Source organism: Roseovarius sp. B08 (genome assembly GCF_051417955.1).
Lineage (GTDB): Bacteria > Pseudomonadota > Alphaproteobacteria > Rhodobacterales > Rhodobacteraceae > Roseovarius.
Genome location: NZ_JBPRLW010000001.1, coordinates 3069641 through 3090597, shown reverse-complemented (window position 1 = coordinate 3090597; position 20957 = coordinate 3069641). Strand labels below are relative to the sequence as shown.

Sequence of the window (20957 nt, the reverse complement as noted above, 5' to 3'; positions counted from 1 at the left end):
GGATCGAGGGGCATCGTTCGCCACTCCCCCTCGAAACCCCTGGCGTCTCCGACGGCGCGGGGGAGCGTCGTTCCGCACTCCTCCCCCGCGACCCCCACCTGCTCGCCGCTCCCCACGGCCGGCGAAGAGAGGAGGGCCTCTCCTCGACCTCTCCCAACGAGCAGCCGGCGAGGCCGTCACGGAGAACGGATGCCGTGTCGCTGGCGACGGGAAAGAGATGGGGAGCGGCCGCGCTGGCCCATCCTTTCGTGCCGGCTCCTCGGGGCGAGAGCCGACACGAAAGGATGAACCGAGAGGCGCGAAAGAATGAGACGAAGGTGGATCTGACGAACGCTTGACCCGGCCTCAGCGCCGGCCCCTCCGAAAATTGGAGACATCATGTTCGATCTCACCAGCAACATCATCACCCCACCATCGCCGGCCCTCCGTGACCTGCGGATCTTCGCCACCAAAAACGCCGAGGCGCTCGCCTGCGCCGCCGCGCTCTTGGGCGCGGCGCCGGGCGTGCGCACCGCCCTGACGGCACTGGACGGGCTGGGCGATCCCGGCCGCCCGACAAGCCGCACGAAGCGCGCGCTCGACGACCTGGTCGACCTGCTGATGCTCGAGCATGTCGATGATCCCCATCGGATCGAAGCCGCCTGTTTCGCCGCATTGGACCCCGGCGAACCGGTCGTCGAGGAAATCTGCGTCCTTGCCGATGGCCTCGCCGACGCAGTCGAAGCATATCGTGAGGAAGCGACTGAGCCGGTCACCCAGGGAGTGGCGGCATGAGCCGGCCCCTCACGCTGCCCCGCTTCGCCGCCCTCATCGAGGGCATCGAGATGACGCCCGACCTGATCACGGGGATCGTCTCTGCGGCGCTGTGGCAAGCCGATGCGGTTGCCGACGAGCTCTACGAGACCGTCATCCCCGAGCTGCCCCCGGCGCAGCGCGGGTTCCCGTCGGCGATCGCCCGCAGGATCGCCCGTCGTGACATCTTCGACGAAGGCTTCACACGCGATCTCAAGACGCTCATCGAGCGCCTCGGTGGACAGGTCAAGGATCGCACGCACGTCTACTTCCATGGAGATGAGAACCACGTTCGTGGCGGCTACGAATGCACGTTTCGGGAGCCCGGCGCACAGCCTCTCTCCGCCGCGCGTGCCGAGCTCGATCTGCTCTACGATCTCGTCGCCGCAGCACTCAGCGCCGCCGGCGCGGCGCGCGTTGCGGAGAACATGATCGACGGATGAGCATCACGGCGCCCCGAGAAGGGGCGCCGTCCTTGAGGGTCGAATGGCCCGCGTCCATGGAAGGATCACCATGGGCAGGCGTGTTGGCCTCCACTCCCTCTGCTGCGCCAGCCGACACGCCGATTGATCATGATCGAGCTTGAGGGTCGAAAAAAGTTTCAATTCCGATCAATAGGTTGAGGCGGATTTCCCGCCTTGGCGCGATTTTTCTTCGGATTTCGGCGACTCGATCAAAAACGATCCACCCACTCTTCTTCCGTCAAAGGAAGTTAAGACCATGCCTGCCGCTCAACCATCCAGATCCTCAGTGTCCAACGTAATCGGCGCGATTGTTGCCGCTGGCTATCAGCCGGCCGCGGTTCGCGTCCATCCGGACGGATCGTTTTCGGTCGACGTGGCGGGCAACACGAACGAGGCGCCGTCCGGGCGCCCTATGGCGACCAACGGCCACAGCATCAGCGCAGATGCCGACGAGGCCCCATCCTGGGAAGACGGAAAATGAAGATCAACAAGACCTATGAGGGCCTTTGTGAAGAGAAGACGCCGGCGGGGACACCTCGCTGGCGTGTTCGCGTTGAAGGGCAAAAGACGAAGAAAATCACAATCCCCGTGGGTCCAGACCACGATGATTTCGAGGACCACTACCTTGCCGCCCGGGCTGGGCTGAAGCTGATCGTGAACGAGAAACCCAAGGCCGCGAAGAACACGCTCGATGAGCTCTGCGAAAGGTTCATCGAGTGGATGGAGATTCAGGTCGAAGCCGGCAATCTCAAACCGGCCACGCTGGCCAGCCGTAAGACTGGCCTGACGCAGGCGCGGGACTGCCTCTCACCCAACAAGAAGATTCGGATGGGCGCGATGAAGGCGTCCCTTCCGCGCGAGGCGTTCGCCCATATCCGCGATTCCTTCGGTGTGCGGACGGGCGCAGCACATACATGCCTGAAGGCGCTCCGCGCTGCGTATACCTGGGGCGAAGATCACGGATATCCGGCCGACAGCCCGGTCTTCAAGGTGAAGAGCGGACATGTGGAGAAGGGTGGTGCGGAGCCGTGGAGTGACGAAGAGGCCGAGCAGTTCCTGGCTCATCACGGACCGGGCACGATGGCCCGCAGGTGGTTTCTACTCGCGGAGGCGACGGCGGGCCGCATAGGCGACATGCACATCCTCGGACCCCGGCACGAGATGACCCGCGACGAGCGGCTCTACATCCGGTTCCAGCCTTCGAAAAGGGGGTCATCGGAAGTCCAGCTTCCGTTGCCGTGGAACTTTATGCTCGAGGTCGCCGATCTGCCCGTGGACGCTCCGGCCTACCTCCTGACCGAGAAGGGTAAACCTTTCGCATCTTCGGGTTCGCTCGACAACACGGTGCGCAAGTGGATCATTGCCGCTGGGCTCTGCGAACCGGTGCTCGACGACGACGGCAATCCGGTGCTGGAGAAGAATGGGAAGCCGAAACTGCGCGCGACCCGCTCTCAGCACGGTATCCGCAAGCGTCGCGCCGAGCAGATCGCCGAGGCATCGGGTTCGGTCTACGAAGTCATGGCGCATCTGTCGCACAGCGATCCGAAGACCGCCGCGATCTACACCAAGCGCGTCGACCGCGCGCGGCTCGCCGAGCGTGCCGCACTGCGCGCCGAAGCCGCCGCTGCCGAGCAGAGTGTCCCACGCTCCGAAAATCGTGGGACACTGGGCGACGCAACACCCAGTAAAACAAGGGAAAATGAGGAAAAGTGGCAGCCCGTAGGGGAATCGAACCCCTCTTTCCAGGTTGAAAACCTGGCGTCCTAACCGATAGACGAACGGGCCATACCGTGGCGTGAGCGTGTACCTATGAAAAACCCGCGACCGGCGCAAGGGGATTCTTGCATAATTTTGCGGGTATCGCGGAGGTCGTGGCGGGTGCGTGGCTCAGGTGGCGGGGGAGGCGTCTTCGAGGCGGAGTTGGACGGTCTGACGCCCGCCCCAGGTGTTGATGTCGAGGCGGCCGGCGAGATGGAAACGCGCGCCGCCGTGCTGTTCCAGCGCCTGGCCAAGCCCGGTGTCGTAGGCGCTGAAGGCGATGGCGTCGAGGCTGGGGCCGGTGCCGTCGCCAAAGCGGATCTTGAGGTGGCTGTCGCCAACGCGTTTGGCGAAGGTGATCCCGATGTCGCAAAACGCATAGCGCGGGGCGGGGGCGCCGGCGCCGAAGGGGCCGGCCTGTTCGATCTGGCCGACGAGTTCCGGCGTGGCCGCGCCGGGCATCAGCAGCCCGTCGAGGGTGAGGTCGGCGGGGCCGGACCGGCCCGCGCCCTGACGTGCGAGAAGGTCGGCGAGGCGCGCCATCGCGGCCTCGAGCTTGTCGCGGGCCACGGTGAGGCCCGCGGCCATCCTGTGCCCGCCGCCCTTGAGCAGAAGGCCCTCGGCGGCGAGGCGCTGGATGGCGTGGCCGAGGTCGACGCCGGAGACCGAGCGGCCCGAGCCCTTGCCCTCGTCACCGTCGAACCCGATGACGATGGCTGGGCGGTTGGTGGCTTCCTTGAGGCGCGAGGCGACGATGCCGACGACGCCGGGATGCCAGCCTTCGCCCGCGGCCCAGACCAGCGGTGCGTCGAGACCGCGCGCCTCGGCCTGGTCGAGCGCGGCGGCGCGGACGGCGGCCTCGACGTCGCGGCGTTCGGTGTTGAGTTCATCCAGCTTCTCGGCCAGCGCCATCGCCTCGGTCGGGTCGTTGCAGGCGAGCAGGCGCGCGCCGAGGTCGGCGCGGCCGACGCGGCCGCCGGCATTGACGCGCGGGCCGAGGACAAAGCCGAGGTGATAGGCGGTGGGTGCGGTATCGAGCCGTGAGACGTCGCCCAGCGCCACGAGGCCGGGACGGTCGCGGCGCGACATGATGGCAAGGCCCGCGCGCACGAAGGCACGGTTAACGTCGCGCAGGGGGGCCACGTCGGCGACGGTGGCCAGCGCCACCAGATCAAGCATCGCCATGAGGTCGGGGCCCTGCCTGCCGGCCTCGCGCAGCTGGCGGCCGGCCTCGACCAGCATGAGAAAAACCACGGCGGCGGCGCAGAGATGCGAAAGGTCGCCGCTTTCGTCCTGGCGGTTGGGGTTCACCACGGCCAAAGCGGGGGGCAGCGTTTCGCCGCCCAGGTGGTGATCGAGCACGACCACATCGGCGGCGGTGGCGGCGGCCAGCGCCTCGTGGCTGAGGGTACCGCAATCGACGCAGAGGATGAGGTTATGCGCGGCGGCCAGTTCGGCCATTGCGGGCGCGTTCGGGCCGTAGCCTTCGTCGATACGATCGGGAACGTAGAGCGTGGCGTCCAGGCCCATCCGGCGCAGCCAGTCGATCAGCAGGGCGGCCGACGCGCCGCCGTCGACATCGTAATCGGCGAAGATCGCGATCTTCTCGCGCCGCTCTACCGCCTGGAGGAACCGCGCGGCGGCGGTTTCCATATCCTTGAGGCTGCGCGGGTCGGGCAGCAGGTCGCGGAGCTTGGGCTCGAGATAGGCGGCGGCGTCGCAGCTGGCTACGCCGAGGCGCGTCAGGGTCTGGCAGAGGGCGCGGGGCAGGGTGGTGTCCTGCACCATCGCCTCGGACAGGCGGTCCGTTTCGGGGGTGGGACCGATCCAGCAGCGCCCTGTGAGGGAGCGCGCGACGCCGAGGTAGCTCATGAAAGGTCGCGCAGGATCGCGGCGACGGAGCGGGCCTGGCAGAACTCGCCATGCAGGTGCGAGACGGCGGTGGCGTGGATCGGCTCGGGGTCCATCGGCGACAGATCGGGGTTCCAGCCGGTGTCGGCGGAAAAGGAGAAGGCGGCACAGGCGTCGTGCGCCAGCGTCACGTCATAGCCGATATTGTCGGCCCAGCGGACATTGGTCGAGACGCAATGTGGCGTGGTCAGGCCGCACATCACCAGTTCGGCCGCGCCGAGATATTGCAGGTGCGCATTCAGCGCGGGATCGACGAAGGCGGAGTTGGTGGATTTCTCGAACACCGGCTCGCCGGTCAGCGGCATCATCTGCGGCTTGAACTCGCATCCGCCGGAATCGGGGTGGATGGGGCTGCCGATGACCTTGCTGAGATGCAGGACGTGGCAAATGGGGCCGCCACGCTCGCGCCATGCCGACAGCAGTTGCGCCGCGCGATCCTCGGCCTCGGGGTTGTTGCGCGCGCCCCAGAAATCGGCCTCGAAGCCGGTTTGGTAGTCGATAAGGACGAGGGCAGGTAACATCGGGTTCAAATCGGGTGGCGGCAGGTCATGATACGGCGTTCTCCTGTAGAGGAACGCAGAAGGAGCGTTTGGGTTTCGATATTGTCGCCATGCGGCCTGAGCCCGGCGACGAGCGAGCCTTGCGTCACGCCGGTGGCGGCGAAGATCACGTCAGACGACACCATCTCGTCGCGGGTGTAGACGCGGTCGAAATCGGTGATGCCGGCCTTTTCGGCGCGGCCCCGCTCGTCATCGTTGCGGAAGAGCAGTCGGCCCCAAATCTGGCCGCCGAGGCACTTGAGTGCGCCCGCCGCCAGCACGCCCTCGGGCGCGCCGCCGGAGCCCATGTACATGTCGATGCCTGTCGCCTCGGGATCGGCACAGTGCATGACGCCGGCCACGTCGCCGTCGCCGATCAGGTATATCGCCGCGCCGGTGGCACGCAGTTCGGCGATCATCGCCTCGTGCCGGGGTCGTTCGAGCACGCAGACGGTTATGTCCGAGGGGTCGACGCCCCTGGCCTTGGCAAGGGCCTGAACGCGTTCGGTGGGGGACATGTCGAGCGACACCACGCCTTCGGGATAGCCCGGGCCGACGGCCAGCTTGTCCATGTAGACGTCGGGCGCGTGCAGCATGGTCCCGCGGGGCGCCATCGAGATGACGGTGAGGGCGTTGGGCATGGCCTTGGCAGTGATGGTGGTGCCTTCGAGCGGGTCGAGCGCGATGTCGACCTCTGGGCCTTGGCCGGTGCCCACTTCCTCGCCGATGTAGAGCATCGGGGCCTCGTCACGCTCGCCTTCGCCGATCACGACGGTGCCGGCGATGTCCATTGCGCCCAGTTCCTGGCGCATGGCGTTCACGGCGGCCTGGTCGGCGGCCTTCTCATCGCCGCGGCCAATGAGCGGGCGGCAGGCCAGGGCGGCCTGTTCGGAGACACGGGCGAGGGCGAGCGAGAGGAGGGCGTCATTGAAGGGAGCGGGACTGGACATGTGGGAGCGGCCTTGGTTGGACATGGTCGAGGGTTGTCTAAAGCGTCCGACGACAAACATGAAGCCCAGATTTCCCGTAACCGCGACAGAGCGCCGACATGCGCGTTGCGCTCATGCCCTCTTCGTGCCCTGCTTGCGGCCGCTTACGAGAAGATGCAGTGGCGCAGGTAGGCGGCAAACCGTCCGGTCCATCGTGGCGCTGTCAGTGCGTCCGTACAGGCATGCATGCGTTGCGTGCCGCTGTCGAACGGAGCGGGAAGCAGATGCAGGTAATCCGCCCCTTCGCCGGGGCGATTGCGCACGTAGAAGAGACCGCGCAGACGCTCTTCGAAGAAGTCTTTGGCGGTGTGGTAGCGGGTAAGGACGGAGCCGTCGAGCGCCGCGCCGTCGTAGACCAGGAAGCCCCGAGGGCAGCTGGTCGATCACTTCGCCCTTGTAGGCGTCCCGGTCGGTGCCGTCACAGCGGCGCAGCGCGGCCAGATCCATATCGAGAAAGACGAAACCATTCTGCTGTGCCAGGAGAAATTCGCCCAGCCCGCGGCGCGCCGCCGCGCTGTCCGCGGCGGTGCATCCGGCCATCGTCATGAGGTGGATCGGCGCGACGCGGCGCGCGACGAAGATCTCGAACAGGGCAAAGAGCGTCGCGACGACCGCCAGGGCCTCGAAGACCAAGGTCAGCCAGCGGCGCAGGCGTGACCTTGCAACCGGTCCGGCCTGCACCGGTTCAGACGCTTTCGATGCGCAGGGCGACGGGGGCCGTGGCGACGACATCGACCTGGCCCAGAGCCTCGAGCGCGGAGGCGAGGGCGGAGGGCGCAGTCTTGTGCGTGACGATGAGAACCGGCGCTGTGGCCTCTTCGTGGCGGTACTGGCGCATCCGGTCGATGGAAACGCCGGCGTTGCCGAGGATCGTCGCCACCTTGGCCAGCGCGCCGGGTTTGTCGTGCAGCGCCATGCGCAGGTAGTAGGGCACCGCCGCAGCCTCGGACGCGCGGGCGGGTGTCTCTAGGTCGGTGGCGGGAATGCCGAAGGTGGGGATGCGCAGGCCGCGGGCGATGTCCATCACGTCGCCCATCACCGCGCTGGCGGTGGGGCCCATGCCGGCGCCGGGGCCGCGCAGGACGATCTGTTCCACCGCGTCGCCTTCGAGTACGACCATGTTGGTGCCGCCCTCGAGTTGGCCCAGGGGCGAATTCTTGGGCACGAGGCAGGGCGACATGCGCTGTTCCAGCCCACGGCCGGTCATCCGTGCGACGCCCAGGAGCTTGATGCGATAGCCCATGTCGGCGGCCTGCTTGATATCGGCGATGGTGATGTTCTGGATGCCCTCGAGGCTGATCGCGTCGAAATCCACCTGCGTGCCGAAGGCGATGGCGGCGAGGATCGCCAGCTTGTGACCGGCGTCGATGCCGCCGACGTCGAGATTGGGGTCGGCCTCGAGATAGCCCAGCTGGTTGGCCTCCTCGAAGACCTCGTCATAGGGCAGGCCGGCTGATTGCATCCGTGTCAGGATATAGTTGCAGGTGCCGTTCATAACGCCCATGACGCGGGTGATCTCGTTGCCGGCCAACCCCTCGGTCAGCGCCTTGATGACCGGGATGCCGCCCGCGACGGCGGCCTCGAAGCGCAGCGTGCGGCCGGCGGCCTCGGCCCGTTCGGCGAGGGCCTGGCCGTGGACGGCCAGCATCGCCTTGTTGGCGGTGACCACGTCCTTGCCGGCGTCGAGGGCGGCCTCGGTCGCGGCCTTGGCGGGGCCGTCGGAGCCCCCCATGAGTTCGACGAAGACATCGACGTCGTCGCGGGTGGCCAGCGCCACCGGGTCATCCTCCCAGGCGTAGCCGGAGAGGGACACGCCGCGGTCCTTGTCGCGGGTCCGGGCGGAGACGGCCGAGATCTCGATCGTACGGCCGGTGCGCGCGGCCAGCAGGTTGGCCTTCTGGCGGACGATCTTGACGACGCCGGTGCCGACGGTGCCGAGCCCGGCGATCCCGAGGCGAAGGGGGGTGGTCATGGGCAGTTCCTTGAGACTTTGTCGAGGCGGGTTGGCCGGGGTTTAGCCGGTTGCGACAGGCCTTGCAACGCGGGTTTTACGGTGGCCGGGGGCGTTTTCTTGGAAAGAAAACGGAACGAAATCCATGATGGATTTCGGGCGCGCGGGGTGGCGGGCGTTATTGCGACACGTCGATGGTGATCTTTCGGTCGAGCCGGGCGCGCGAGGCGCCGTCGATTACCGAGCCGCGCAGGCGGGCGGCGCGAGCGCGCAGGGCGGCCACGCGGGCCTCGAGCGACGGGGCCGTCCGATCGGTCACGCGTGGTTCGGCCACCCGCGCGCGCAGGTCCTCGACCGGCAGAAGGGCGGGGTAGGGTGCGTTGCGCGTTTCGCGCGACGTGGCGCCATCCAGTTCGGGGAACTGGGTGCAGGCCGACAGCGCGAAGGCTAGTGCGAGGGCCGGAAGGCGGCGTATGAGGCAGCGCGGGCATGTCATGGTGCGTCTCTCTTGCCACTGATCGCGGTCGGCAGGCAAGCGGGGCTTTTATCTGAACGATCGTTCAGTTATTCATATCGCATGGCACGTACGCAAGGTTCGCATTCCGAAATCACCGGCCCGCGGGTGCGCGTGGCCGCGATGCGGCTGTTCGCGCAGCACGGTTTCGCCGCCGTGTCCATGCGGCAGATCGCGACCGAGGTGGGCGTGCAGGCCGGCGCGCTGTACAACTACACCCCCGACAAACAATCGCTGCTTTTCGATTTGATGCGCGAGCACATGGACGCGCTGCTGGAGGCCTGGCAGACCGAGGACCCCGGCGGGGCGGACGCCCGCGCCCGGCTGGAGGCGTTCACGCGGTTCCACATCCGGTTCAACACGCGGCGGGCCGACGCGGTTTTCGTGTCCTACATGGAACTGCGCAACCTGACGGAAGAGAACTTTGCCGCCGTCACCGAACTGCGCCGGGTCTACGAAACCCGGCTGGAGGAGATCCTGCGAGCCGGGCAGGACGCGGGGATCTTTACCCTGGCCGAGCCGCGGATTACGGCGATGGCGGTCATCGCGTTGCTGACCGGGGTCAATACCTGGTACCGCGATGCGGGGCGGCTGAACCTCGACGAGGTCGAGACGCTGTATTGGGACATGGTGCGCCGGCTGGTGGAGGGATAGAGGGCATCTTTTCGCTCTCGCGCCGGGGGCGCAATCGGGCTATCAGGCCGGCATCCGAACGCGACGGGGAGACGGGCGGCGATGGGCGACGACGACGAGGTACTGGCGGTCATGCAGGCATCGACCGGGCGGCGCATCCTGGGCGTGGGCTGTCTGGGCCTTCTGGGCGCGGTGCTGATCTGGATCGGGCTGACGCGCAGCTTCGACGCGCTGGGCTGGCAGCTGTTCCTGGTCGTGCTGGGCGCGGCGGCGGTCTGGATGGGCGATGCGATGCGCCGCGCCACGGCGCAGAAGATCGAACTGACGCGGGCGGCGGTGCGCAGTAGCGACGGCGAGGTCATCGTGGGAATCTCGGATATCGAGACGATGGACCGGGGCCTTTTCGCCTTCAAGCCGTCGAACGGCTTTCTGATCAAGGCGAAAACGAAAGCCCCGACGCGGTGGCGGCCGGGTCTGTGGTGGCGGATGGGCCGCCGGATCGGGCTGGGCGGGGTCACGCCCGGGCATCAGTCCAAGATGATGGCCGAGATGATCGCCGCCCTGATGGCAGACCGCGCAGGAGGCGCGGATCAGTTCTGAAGCCCGCAAAGTCCTTCGTAGCATATTTGGGGCGCGAAGCGGATCGCGCTGAAAACCCGCGTGCCGATGGTCACGTCGTCGAGGCCGACATTGAAGAGTGGCTGGTAGGACGAGGTGGATTCGACCAGGATGATCTCTTCGCCGTCGGCAACGTCGGGCAGGGTCTCGTGCGAGTCCTTGACCTGCGCGCTGGTCAGCTTGACCATGGGCCCGGTGCCGCGCACCTCGGACCAGACGATGCCGTATTCATCATCGTCGGCATCGTAGGACACGACCGAGACGCGGATCTGGTTGACGCCGTCGTCGTTTGTGATCTCGTCGAACAGGATCTTGGCATTGTCGAGATAAATTGAGGTCAGGCCCGCCGCTCGGGTCTCGCGCGAAATCATGTCCGCGATGGTGAACGTGCCCTTTTCGCGGACGCTCTTGTAGCGATGGATCTCGAAGAAGTCGAAGGTGGCGGCCATGCTCCAGAAGAGCAGCGGCAGCGACAGCACGGCCTCGACCGTGAGCGAGCCGCGCGTTCCTTCGATAAAGCTGCGCAGGGAAACTTTGAGTCGGGCCATCAGCATCAGTTCGGCTCCTGTACGAAAGCGGTCATGGAAACGATGGAGGCTTCGCCGCTGCCATCCTTCTCGAGCGCGGAGCCGAGGACTTCCTTCGGAAAGAAGGGCTCGTACTTGTAACAGGCGCGCATCAGCATCAGCTGGTTGGCGACACCGGGGGTGAAGGAGCGCACGGGCTTGGCCGGTTCGGCCTTGTCGGTGCAGTCGGCGGTGGTGTCCAGGGTCTGCAGGGCGAAGATGTTGGCCGGGCGCATTTCCAGACGCAGCTTTTCCTTGCAGTTCAGGACCATTATCGCGTTGTCGCAGACGAGATCTTTGATGTCGTCGTGCTGGGGCACCGTGCCGGTGCCAAGGCGCACCTCGCGCACCGCGATATCCAGGCCGCGTTCCAGCAGGGTGTGGCGCATGGTCACGAAACCCAGCTCGATCGACATAAGCATGAACGAGAGGTAGACCGGGAAGATGATGACGAACTCGACCGATGCCGAGCCGCCCTCATCCCATATCAGGCGACGCAGCGCGTCTTTGAGCTTGGTGATCATTGCGTCAACCTCAGGGCTTGCATGTTGCCGGCGATGGAGCCGAACGCATCGGTGATGTCTAGTCCCTCGACACGGTAGTAATGCGCGTCGGACGAAGCGCAGCCTTTTAGAGCGGTTTCGGCGACGCCACCCTCCGAGATTTCAAAGCCAATCGTGTAGATGATGGAGCCTGCCCTTTTCGCGGCACCGCAGACTTCGTTCATCCGCCGGTTTTTGGTGTCGCCGGTGATGCTTTCTGAATAGCGATAGTCATTCCAAGGCTCCCAGTTGCCTGTTATCTGCCCATAGTAGTAAGGCGACATCAGACCCCACGCCTCTTCCCAGGAAAGATCTTCGCTGGAAATGAAACCGGGGATGCTATCTTTGAAATCATTGAATTCCGCGGCCGTGTACCAGCTATCTGACTCAACGTTATAGAAAGCCTCTTTCTCGTAATCCCCCTCTCTGTTGGTCGGATCGGGATCTTCAAGAAAATAGGCCGATCTTTCCACGCCGTCACCTTTATAGATGCATTCCCATCCGCCTCTGGAGCACATCTGCTCGTACCAAGGGTGATCATAGTGACGGTCTTTGTTGCGGTTCTGGTAGGCGTACTGGAATTCCATGTCCTCGTACTTGACCTTGTGGAGATCAGAATGGGCGCCTCGGAATTTGGGGCTCGACTTGTCAAAGAAATATGTCGTTGTGTTCTGCCCGTCGCCCATGACGATCATGACCTTAAGCGTTTCGGCCTGGTCGTAGTCGGCAGGGACGTTCGTCAGAGACGAATCAACTTCTCCGTCAGCGATGAGCGACGCTGAAACTTCACGCCAATCAGGGTGCAACAGTGCGGAGCCGTATTTGATACCTTGATCGGTCGACGTATTGCCTGCTGCCTCAAGCGAGTCGATCTTGGCGTGCAAATCCGTGACGCTGAAAGAATAGGGCATTATCTGGAAGTACTCGTCCGTATAGCAGGATCGCCATTCCGAATCCAAATTGTCAAACCCGCCATACATCGAGGTGTACACGGCCTGCTTGAGGTTCTGTCCCGAGCTGTTGGAAGAGGAGCCTGTCGCTAGAGAAGCGTGTGAGTAGTCGTTTTCTTCGAGATAAAGACAGTTGGAATACGAATGGTCTTGGCCGACGGCCAGAACCTTGAAGATCCCGTCCGAGGGTGTCACCGAAGTGCTGAACGGCACAATGGAGATAACGGTGCTGCCTTGTACGGAGTTGCCAAGGATCTTAGTCACAAAAGACTTGGCTGCAGTCTTGAGGTTGCCGATCTTCCCATTGTCTTTCATCGATCCGGATACGTCTAGAACGAGAACTACTTCGAGCTTGGGTATCCGCATCTCGGCCGTAGACTGGACCGTGGCCGAGAGCTGCTCCACTCCTGAAAGCTTCATCAGGTATGTGTCCATATCGAAGTCGGCCGACGCCGTCACTTTAGACGTGTTGAGTGTCATTGTGATGTCGTCTTCGCCGATCACTTTGAGGTATTGTGCCATCCCAGATTTCGCGAAGTAATCTTCGACGATATGTTTGGCTTCATCTTCTGACGAAGCGCCGGCTCCCGCCAGAACGGCGGAGTCGAGCGTCGCCTGCAGGTGGGCGCGGTGCATCTCGTGGCGCATCGAATCGATGCCGAGGCCGGCCATCACCAGCATGAAGATGAAGATGAAGAGCGTGAGGATGATCAACGACCCGTCCTCGTCTTTGCGGAACATCGAAAGGCGGCGGCGCGCCGTAGTGTATGCTGGCAGGCAAGCGCGTAGCGACGACCGGATTTCAAATCTCGACACGTTCATTTCTTTAATACCTCTTTGGACGTTCCCGCCCCCAGGAACGGATTCAATCCCGGATGTTATCGGGAAGCCTTATGGTCAAAATATGGCGAAACCGGGAAGAAATTGGCCGTATTGACGACGGATCAGGGATAAATCTTTCAAATATTCCCGACTGTTACGAAACGATTAACAAAGACCTGTTTTTCGGTCTGGCGGTGCCTCGTGGCGGCGGCCGGGACCCGGCGGGCATCTATGGTGGACAATCGGGACACTTCCCTTAACCATTGCGACATGCATGGGGGCTATGGGGAGTCGTGCCACATGCGCCAGAAGAGGGAGACCCGACCATGAATGCACCGATCAAGGAGCCGACGTTCCGCGAAAGCGTGGACCTGATGTTCAACCGCGCGGTATCGCTGATGGACCTGCCGCCGGGACTGGAAGAGAAGATCCGGGTCTGCAACGCGACCTACACGGTACGCTTCGGAGTGCGTCTGCGCGGTCAGATCCACACGTTCACCGGCTATCGCAGCGTGCATTCCGAGCACATGGAGCCCGTAAAGGGCGGCATCCGCTATTCCATGGCGGTGAACCAGGACGAGGTCGAGGCGCTGGCCGCACTGATGACCTACAAGTGCGCGCTGGTCGAGGCGCCGTTCGGCGGCTCGAAGGGGGGCTTGTGCCTCGATCCGCTGGAATGGGACGAGCATGAGCTGGAACTGATCACACGGCGGTTTGCCTATGAACTGGCCAAGCGCGACCTGATCCACCCGGCGCAGAACGTGCCCGCCCCGGACATGGGCACGGGCGAACGCGAGATGGCCTGGATCGCCGACCAGTACCGCCGGATGAACACCACCGACATCAACGCGCGGGCCTGCGTGACCGGCAAGCCGGTGCATTCTGGGGGCATCCAGGGCCGGACCGAGGCGACGGGACGTGGCGTGCAATACGCGTTGCAGGAGTTCTTCCGCCATCCCGAGGACATCAAGGCGGCCGGGCTGAGCGGCACGCTGGATGGCAAGCGCGTGATCGTGCAGGGCCTGGGCAACGTCGGCTATCACGCGGCCAAGTTCCTGTCCGAGGAGGACGGCTGCAAGGTGATCGCGGTGATCGAGCGCGACGGCGGCCTTTTCGACGAGAACGGGCTGAACATCGACGAGTTGCGCAACTGGATCGCCAAGCATGGCGGCGTCGACGGGTATCCGTCGGGCAACTACATCAAGGACGGCGCCAAGTATCTGGAGCACGAGTGCGACATCCTGATCCCGGCCGCGATGGAAGGGGTGATCAACCTCGGCAATGCCGACCGGATCAAGGCGCCGCTGATCATCGAGGCCGCCAATGGCCCGGTGACCGCGGGCGCCGACGAGATCCTTCGCGGCAAGGGCACGGTGATCATTCCCGACATGTACGCCAACGCGGGCGGTGTGACGGTGTCGTATTTCGAGTGGGTCAAGAACCTGAGCCACATCCGGTTCGGCCGGATGGGGCGCCGGCAGGAGGAGGCGCGGCACGAGCTGATCGTGCGCGAGCTGAGCCGGTTGGACGATCACCTTGAAGGCGCGTGGTCGATGACGCCGGACTTCAAGCAGAAGTACCTGCGCGGCGCGGGCGAGCTGGAACTGGTGCGCTCGGGCCTCGACGACACGATGCGCGCGGCCTACCAGGCGATGCGCGAAACCTGGCACGGCCGCGAGGACGTAACCGACCTGCGTACTGCGGCTTATCTGGTGTCGATCGGCAAGGTCGCAACCAGTTATCGCGCCGCGGGCCTCTAGGCGCAAGCAGGTGGCCGCGACGGTGCGGAAGACCTGCCGCTGCGGCGCGGTCGAGGTGATGCTGGCTGTGCCCGCCCGCGGGGCGGGCACGCGCGTAACGTGCTATTGCAACGACTGCCAGACGGCGGCGGGCCTGTTCGGTCATTCGGACGAATTCTTGTCGCCCGGCGGCGGCAGCGAGATCTGGCAGACGACGCCCGACCGGCTGACGCTGACGGCCGGGGCGGAGCACCTGGAGATTCTGCGCCTGTCGCCCAGGGGCCTTTACCGCTGGCACGCGCGCTGCTGCGGCACGCCCATGTTCAACACCATGTCGCGGGTGCACTTGCCTTTTGTGGGCGTGGTTCTGCGGCAGGATGAGTTGGCGGGCCCGGCAGCCGGCTTGGGAGCGTCGCGCTGCCGCGCCTTTACCAAATACGCGAAGCCGGAGCCGGGCGCGCCCGTGGCCGATCGCGGCTTTGCCGGTGCGGGCCTTCAGGTTCTGCGCAGAATGGCGGGCGCGTGGATTGGCGGGCGCGCAACGTCCAACGCCCTTCTGGGGGACGACGGCGCACCGGTCGCGCCAGTGACGGTCATCCCGCTGGAACAGCGACAGGCGGCGGTGCCGGCGCATCTGCGATAGGGCGCGGAGCCCGTTGCACTCGCGGGTGGAAGTTGCTTCACTCTGCCCAAGGTCGATGGAGAAATCACACCATGCTTTTTTCGGGGCTGCGCGTCCTCAGGGAAGGCCTGACCGGCAATCGTGGCTGGCAGGCGCATTGGCGCGATGCCAGCCCGAAGGATGCCTATGATGTGGTGATTATCGGGGGCGGCGGGCATGGGCTGTCGACCGCCTATTACCTGGCGCGCGAGCACGGGATCACCAATGTCGCGGTGTTGGAGAAAGGGTACCTAGGCGGCGGCAACGTGGGGCGCAACACCACCATCGTGCGGGCGAATTATTTCCTGCCCGGCAACTCGGAATTCTACAGCCATTCGCTGAAGCTTTGGGAAGGGTTGGAGCAGGAGCTGAACTACAACGTGATGCATTCGCAGCGCGGGCAGATCGTACTGTTTCATTCTGACGGACAGCGCGACGCGGCGATCCGCCGGGGCAACGCGATGCGCAACCAGGGAGACGACGCGGAACTGCTGAGCGTGGCGCGGTTGAAGAAGGTGTTGCCGTACCTGGATTACGAGCAGGCACGATTTCCCATCTATGGCGGGCTGTTGCAACGGCGCGCTGGCACGGCGCGGCATGATGCGGTGGCTTGGGGCTATGCCCGCGGGGCGAGCGAGCGGGGCGTGGATCTGATCCAGAACTGCGAGGTAACGGGGATCGACATCGAGGGTGGCGCGGTCAAGGGGGTGCAAACCTCGCGCGGTGTGATCCGAGCCAAGAAGGTCGCGGTGATCGTTGCAGGCCGGTCGAGCCAGGTGGCGGCGATGGCCGGGATGCGCCTGCCGATCGAAAGCCACGTGTTGCAGGCCTTTGTGACCGAAGGGTTGAAGCCCTGCATCGACCACGTGGTCAGTTTCGGCATGGGGCATTTCTATATCAGCCAGTCCGACAAGGGCGGGCTGGTCTTTGGCGGCGACCTCGACATGTATGCCAGCTATGCCGCGCGGGGGAACCTGCCGCTGGTGGAGCATGTAATGGAGGCGGGCATGACCCTGATGCCTATGATCGGACAGGCCAAGGTCCTGCGGGCATGGGGCGGAATCATGGACATGAGCCCGGATGGCAGCCCGATCATCGACAAGTCGCCGGTAGAGGGGCTCTACCTCAATTGCGGCTGGTGCTATGGCGGGTTCAAGGCGGTGCCCGGCTCTGGGCATTGCATGGCGCATCTGCTGGCGACGGACCGCCCGCACGCGGCGGCGGCACGGTTGCGGCTGGACAGGTTCCGCACCGGGCGCGGATTGATGGACGAGGAGGGGACCGGTGCGCAGCATAACCTGCATTGAGGCGCTCGTGGCGGAGTTCGGGCCATGAGTATTTCTGGCAAGAAGAACCCGGGGGAGGTGGCATGAGGCTGCCCTGTCCGATCTGCGGCGAGCGCGATCGTCGGGAATTCTACTATGCCGGGCACGCGGTGGCGCTGGAACGGCCCTGCGAGAACGCAGGTGCCGAGGCGTGGGACGACTACGTGCACAACCGCGAGAACCCTTGTGGCGAGACGCGGGACCTGTGGTTTCACGAGAGCGGCTGCGGTGCGTGGATCGTGGTGACGCGGGACACCTCGAGCCATGCGGTTCTGAGCGCGGTGCTGGCGGAAGAGGCGGCGCGATGAGGCTGGACGGCGATGGGCTGATCGACCGGTCGCGGCGACTGGCCTTTACCTTCGATGGGCGGCAACACCTTGGGTTCGAGGGCGACACGCTGGCCTCGGCGCTGATGGGCGCGGATGTGCGGGTGGTGGCGCGGTCGTTCAAGTATCACCGGCCGCGGGGCATTTTCACTGCGGGCAGCGAGGAGCCTAATGCGCTGGTCACCCTGGGGCATGGCGCGGGGCAGGAGCCCAATGCGCGGGCCACGATGGTGGAACTGCACGAGGGGCTGGAGGCGTTCGGGCAGAACGCGTGGCCGTCGGTGGCGTTCGACCTGATGGCCGTGAACGACCTCGGCGCGCCATTTTTGGGGGCGGGCTTCTACTACAAGACCTTCATGTGGCCGAAGGCTTTCTGGGAAAAGCTTTACGAGCCGGTCATTCGCCGGGCGGCCGGGCTGGGCACCCTGTCGCGCGCGGTGGGTCCGGAGCAGTGGGAGCGGGCCTTTGCGCATTGCGACGTGTTGGTGATCGGTGCCGGTCCGGCAGGGCTGATGGCGGCATGGACGGCGGCAGAGGCCGGGGCGGATGTGATCTTGGCCGACGAGGACACGCGTCTGGGCGGTCGGCTGAATGCCGAGGTCGAGGAGGTGGACGGGCAGGCAGGCGCCGCCTGGGCCGACGTGATGCGAGGGCGGCTGGCGGCGATGGAGAATGTCCGGGTGATGACGCGCACCGCCGTGGTGGGGGCCTATGACCAGGGCACATACGGTGCGCTGGAGCGGCTGGCTCCCGAAGCGGGTCGCGCGTTAAAGGGATGTTTCTGGCGGATCGTCGCGAAACGCGCGGTGCTGGCGGCGGGGGCGATCGAACGGCCCGTGGCCTTTGCCAGCAACGATCGGCCCGGCGTGATGATGGCGGGGGCGCTCAGGGCCTATGTGAACCGCTGGCGGGTCTGCCCCGGACGCCGCGTGGCGGTTTTTGCCAACAGCGACGCCGGACACCGGACGGTGCGGGACTTGCAGGCGGCGAGGGTGCATGTGGCGGCGTTGATCGACGCGCGGCCGGATGCGGTCTGTAACCTTGATGTGCCGTTCTACGCGGACGCGCAGGTCTGCGGCACCGGCGGGCGCAAGGCATTGGAGGCGGTGAGCTTTCGTCAGGGCGAGCGTATCGAGACGGTGCAGGCCGACGTGCTGGCCATGTCGGGCGGGTGGAACCCGAGCGTGCATTTGAGCTGTCACATGAGCGGGCGGCCCGTTTGGGACAAAGGGCTGGCCGCTTTCCTGCCAAAAGAGGGCGCGGTGCCGGGGATGCGCTATGCCGGGGCGGCGATGGGCGTCTTCTCGACCCGCGGATGTCTGGAAAGCGGTGCTGCGGCGGGCACGGCGGTGGCGGAGGACCTTGGGCTGAGCGTAGTCGACGCGCCTGTGCCAAGAGCGGAAGACGGGGCCTACGAGATAACGCCGCTGTGGCATGTGCCGGGCAAGGGGCGGGCGTGGCTGGACTTTCAGAATGACGTGACGGTGAAGGATGTGAGGCTGGCCGCGCAGGAAAATTTCACATCGGTCGAGCACATGAAGCGTTACACCACACAGGGCATGGCGCCGGACCAGGGCAAGAACAGCAACATTGCGGCGTTGGCCGTGCTGGCCGATGCCTCCGGGCGCGGGATCGCCGAGACCGGGACCACCACCTATCGCCCGCCTTACGTTCCGGTGCCGATCGCGGCGATGGGGGCAGGGGCGCGGGGCAAGGGGTTCGCGCCGGAGCGGTTTACCACCTCGCACGCGGCATCCGTGGCGCGGGGCGCGCCGATGATAGAGGCGGGGCTGTGGTACCGGCCCAGCTATTTCCCGAAGGCGGGCGAAACACACTGGCGGCAATCCTGCGACCGCGAGGTGCGGATGGTGCGCGAACACGTCGGCATCTGCGATGTCTCGACCCTGGGAAAGATCGACGTGCAGGGGCCGGATGCGGCGGCGTTCCTGGATTTCCTGTACACCGGCAGGATGTCGACGCTGAAGGTAGGGCGCGTGCGCTATGGACTGATGCTGCGCGAGGACGGGCATGTCATGGATGACGGCACCTGCGCGCGATTGGGCGAGTTGCATTTCCTTGTCACCACCACCACGGCGGCAGCCGGGCAGGTGATGCGGCACATGGAGTTCGCGCACCAGGTGTTGCGACCCGATCTGGATGTGCGCTTTGCCTCGGTGACCGAACAGTGGGCGCAGTTCGCGGTGGCCGGGCCGAAGTCCCGTGCGCTGCTTGAAGGTGTGTTGGGGCAGGAATTGGGTAATGACGACTGGCCCTTCATGGCGTGCGGGGACGTGCGGACGGGTGGTGTCGGGGCGCGGCTTTTCCGCATCTCGTTCTCGGGCGAGTTGGCCTATGAGATCGCGGTGCCGGCGCGGTACGGCGCGGCACTGTTCGACCTGTTGAGCGGGAAAGCCGAGGCGATGGAGGGCGGGCCCTACGGGATGGAGGCGCTCAATGTCATGCGGATCGAGAAAGGCTTCATCACCCATGCCGAGATCCATGGGCGCACCACCGCCTTTGACATCGGGATGCAGGGCATGATGAGCGACAGGAAGGATTTCATCGGAAAGGCGATGGCGGCGCGGCCGGGCCTGATGGAGGAGGACCGGGGGCAATTGGTGGGGCTGAAACCGGTGGGCGCGGTGAAGGAACTGATCGCGGGGGCGCATCTTTTCGCGCCCGGGGCGGAGCCGGTAAGCGAGAACGACGAAGGCTACATCACCTCAGTCGCGTTTTCGCCGATGCTGGGTCACGTGATCGGGATAGGCTTTCTGGAGCGGGGCCGGGCGAGGATCGGGGAACGGGTGCGCATGGTGGAACATCTGAAAGGCTCGACGACGCTGTGCGAGGTGGTGGCGCCGGGTGGTTTCGATCCCGAGGGAGGGCGGATGCGTGGGTGAGCTGACGGCGCGGACGCCGATGGATCGGATGCTGCCGAAGAAGATCGGCGGTGTCGCGCTGCGTGAGGTCGATCTTGGCGCAATGACACTGGTCATGCCCTATCGCGGCGCGGTTGATACGCTGTCAGGCGCGCTGGAGGCGGCACATGGGCTGAGCTGGCCCGAGACGGGGCAGATGACCGGCACGACGGGACGCGGTGTGCTGTGGTTCGGGCGTGCGCAGGCGCTCCTGATCGGTGTCGTACCGGATGAGGGACTGTCTGCAAAGGCGGCGCTGGTGGACCAGAGCGATGCCTGGGCGGCGGTCGAGATCGAGGGCGACAGGGCGGCCGAGGCGCTGGCGCGGCTGACACCGGTGGACCTGCGACCCGGTGTATTCAGGGTGGGGCACACGGCGCGAACGGAAGTGGCGCACATGGCGGCCTCGCTGACGCGGACGGGTCAGGCGACGTATATGATGATGGTCTTTCGGGCCTTTGCGCGGACGCTGGTGCATGAGCTTGGCAGCGCACTGGAAGGGGTTGCCGCGCGGGGCGGGCGTTGACAGAGTTAAGTCTGTACTTGGGTTTGCCGAAAGGACGGGCGGTGTTGGTCAGGATCTTGTGGATGGCCGGGGCGATGTGCCTTGCGGGGCCGGTGCCGGCTACGGCGGCGGTGGACAAGACTGTCGTTTGCAACGAGACCGCGAAGATCGTCGAAATCGTCGCGATCGGGCGAAAGGCCGGCAAGGACGCAGAGCGCATCAAGCGAGAGCTGACCAGCGGCGAAGGCCAGGTCGAGGCCCGGCTGACGCCCATGGTGCCGCCGCTGGTTGACTGGGTGTTCACGATCGACGCACAGGAAATGAGACGGCCGGATGCGGCCCGCGCGGTGACAGAGCGATACCGCGAAGGCTGTCTGGGCTTTGAGCCCTGAATCGTGCAAAGCGCCTTGGCGCGGGCATCCGGTTGGCCCATA

The 20957-nt window shown here is 65.3% G+C and carries 20 protein-coding genes and 1 tRNA gene; 12 read left to right on the top strand and 9 right to left on the bottom strand.

The genetic code is table 11. The annotated features are described in order from the left end of the window. Nucleotides 1–378 precede the first annotated feature (378 nt). The 3 genes from ACSQ76_RS15790 (at nucleotide 379) to ACSQ76_RS15780 (ending at nucleotide 1737) form a co-directional block, all read left to right on the top strand. Nucleotides 379–774, top strand: a complete 396-nt coding sequence (locus ACSQ76_RS15790) for a hypothetical protein (RefSeq protein WP_437157337.1) — start codon at nucleotides 379–381, stop codon at nucleotides 772–774. Further along, nucleotides 771–1235: a hypothetical protein gene (locus ACSQ76_RS15785; RefSeq protein ID WP_437157336.1), complete on the top strand. Its 465-nt coding sequence runs from the start codon at nucleotides 771–773 to the stop codon at nucleotides 1233–1235. The genes ACSQ76_RS15790 and ACSQ76_RS15785 overlap by 4 nt, the downstream gene beginning before the upstream one ends. A 307-nt stretch (nucleotides 1236–1542) precedes the next feature. Then, entirely contained in the window at nucleotides 1543–1737 is a 195-nt protein-coding gene (locus ACSQ76_RS15780; protein WP_437157335.1) for a hypothetical protein, read from the top strand. Between the two features lie 1229 nt (nucleotides 1738–2966). Here ACSQ76_RS15780 and ACSQ76_RS15775 read toward each other — a convergent pair. The 6 genes from ACSQ76_RS15775 to ACSQ76_RS15750 all read right to left on the bottom strand — a co-directional run bounded on the left by ACSQ76_RS15775 (nucleotide 2967) and on the right by ACSQ76_RS15750 (nucleotide 8900). Continuing rightward, nucleotides 2967–3041 (bottom strand) — tRNA-Glu (locus ACSQ76_RS15775). Nucleotides 3042–3143: 102 nt separating this feature from the next. Continuing rightward, nucleotides 3144–4886: a single-stranded-DNA-specific exonuclease RecJ gene (recJ, locus tag ACSQ76_RS15770; RefSeq protein ID WP_437157334.1), complete on the bottom strand. Its 1743-nt coding sequence runs from the start codon at nucleotides 4884–4886 to the stop codon at nucleotides 3144–3146. Continuing rightward, nucleotides 4883–5446: an isochorismatase family protein gene (locus tag ACSQ76_RS15765; protein WP_437157333.1), complete on the bottom strand. Its 564-nt coding sequence runs from the start codon at nucleotides 5444–5446 to the stop codon at nucleotides 4883–4885. Before ACSQ76_RS15765 ends, recJ begins: the two co-directional genes overlap by 4 nt. 5 nt (nucleotides 5447–5451) lie before the next feature. After that, a complete protein-coding gene (glpX, locus tag ACSQ76_RS15760; RefSeq protein ID WP_437157332.1) occupies nucleotides 5452–6414 on the bottom strand; it encodes a class II fructose-bisphosphatase in 963 nt (320 codons plus the stop codon). A 724-nt stretch (nucleotides 6415–7138) separates the two neighbouring features. After that, nucleotides 7139–8425 (bottom strand): homoserine dehydrogenase, encoded by a 1287-nt coding sequence (locus tag ACSQ76_RS15755; protein WP_437157331.1) that lies wholly within the window; start codon nucleotides 8423–8425, stop codon nucleotides 7139–7141. A 157-nt stretch (nucleotides 8426–8582) separates the two neighbouring features. Further along, entirely contained in the window at nucleotides 8583–8900 is a 318-nt protein-coding gene (locus ACSQ76_RS15750) for a hypothetical protein (protein ID WP_437157330.1), read from the bottom strand. A gap of 81 nt (nucleotides 8901–8981) precedes the next feature. Here ACSQ76_RS15750 and ACSQ76_RS15745 point away from each other — a divergent pair, with 81 nt between their 5' ends. Then, on the top strand, nucleotides 8982–9572 hold the full coding sequence (locus ACSQ76_RS15745; protein WP_437157329.1) for a TetR/AcrR family transcriptional regulator: 591 nt from the start codon (nucleotides 8982–8984) through the stop codon (nucleotides 9570–9572). Nucleotides 9573–9653: 81 nt separating this feature from the next. Further along, a complete protein-coding gene (locus tag ACSQ76_RS15740; protein WP_437157328.1) occupies nucleotides 9654–10151 on the top strand; it encodes a hypothetical protein in 498 nt (165 codons plus the stop codon). Here the strand turns inward: ACSQ76_RS15740 and ACSQ76_RS15735 are convergent. The 3 genes from ACSQ76_RS15735 to ACSQ76_RS15725 are packed head-to-tail and all read right to left on the bottom strand — an operon-like array spanning nucleotide 10142 to nucleotide 12941. Further along, a complete protein-coding gene (locus tag ACSQ76_RS15735; protein WP_437157327.1) occupies nucleotides 10142–10723 on the bottom strand; it encodes a TadE/TadG family type IV pilus assembly protein in 582 nt (193 codons plus the stop codon). The two genes, ACSQ76_RS15740 and ACSQ76_RS15735, sit on opposite strands and share 10 nt — an antisense overlap. Next, nucleotides 10723–11259, bottom strand: a complete 537-nt coding sequence (locus ACSQ76_RS15730) for a TadE/TadG family type IV pilus assembly protein (protein ID WP_437157326.1) — start codon at nucleotides 11257–11259, stop codon at nucleotides 10723–10725. The genes ACSQ76_RS15735 and ACSQ76_RS15730 overlap by 1 nt, the downstream gene beginning before the upstream one ends. Beyond that, on the bottom strand, nucleotides 11256–12941 hold the full coding sequence (locus ACSQ76_RS15725; protein WP_437157325.1) for a pilus assembly protein TadG-related protein: 1686 nt from the start codon (nucleotides 12939–12941) through the stop codon (nucleotides 11256–11258). The genes ACSQ76_RS15730 and ACSQ76_RS15725 overlap by 4 nt, the downstream gene beginning before the upstream one ends. A 434-nt stretch (nucleotides 12942–13375) precedes the next feature. Here ACSQ76_RS15725 and ACSQ76_RS15720 point away from each other — a divergent pair, with 434 nt between their 5' ends. The 7 genes from ACSQ76_RS15720 (at nucleotide 13376) to ACSQ76_RS15690 (ending at nucleotide 20915) form a co-directional block, all read left to right on the top strand. Continuing rightward, nucleotides 13376–14809 (top strand): Glu/Leu/Phe/Val family dehydrogenase, encoded by a 1434-nt coding sequence (locus ACSQ76_RS15720; RefSeq protein WP_437157324.1) that lies wholly within the window; start codon nucleotides 13376–13378, stop codon nucleotides 14807–14809. Nucleotides 14810–14819: 10 nt separating this feature from the next. Next, nucleotides 14820–15431 (top strand): DUF6151 family protein, encoded by a 612-nt coding sequence (locus tag ACSQ76_RS15715; RefSeq protein WP_437157323.1) that lies wholly within the window; start codon nucleotides 14820–14822, stop codon nucleotides 15429–15431. A gap of 71 nt (nucleotides 15432–15502) precedes the next feature. Next, nucleotides 15503–16756 (top strand): sarcosine oxidase subunit beta family protein, encoded by a 1254-nt coding sequence (locus ACSQ76_RS15710; RefSeq protein WP_437157322.1) that lies wholly within the window; start codon nucleotides 15503–15505, stop codon nucleotides 16754–16756. A gap of 62 nt (nucleotides 16757–16818) precedes the next feature. Next, on the top strand, nucleotides 16819–17082 hold the full coding sequence (locus ACSQ76_RS15705) for a sarcosine oxidase subunit delta (RefSeq protein WP_437157321.1): 264 nt from the start codon (nucleotides 16819–16821) through the stop codon (nucleotides 17080–17082). Then, on the top strand, nucleotides 17079–20000 hold the full coding sequence (locus ACSQ76_RS15700; RefSeq protein WP_437157320.1) for a sarcosine oxidase subunit alpha family protein: 2922 nt from the start codon (nucleotides 17079–17081) through the stop codon (nucleotides 19998–20000). Before ACSQ76_RS15705 ends, ACSQ76_RS15700 begins: the two co-directional genes overlap by 4 nt. Beyond that, nucleotides 19993–20544 (top strand): sarcosine oxidase subunit gamma, encoded by a 552-nt coding sequence (locus ACSQ76_RS15695; RefSeq protein WP_437157319.1) that lies wholly within the window; start codon nucleotides 19993–19995, stop codon nucleotides 20542–20544. The genes ACSQ76_RS15700 and ACSQ76_RS15695 overlap by 8 nt, the downstream gene beginning before the upstream one ends. A gap of 41 nt (nucleotides 20545–20585) precedes the next feature. After that, nucleotides 20586–20915, top strand: coding sequence for a hypothetical protein (locus ACSQ76_RS15690; protein ID WP_437157318.1), 330 nt, complete (start codon nucleotides 20586–20588; stop codon nucleotides 20913–20915). The last annotated feature ends 42 nt before the right edge of the window (nucleotides 20916–20957 follow it).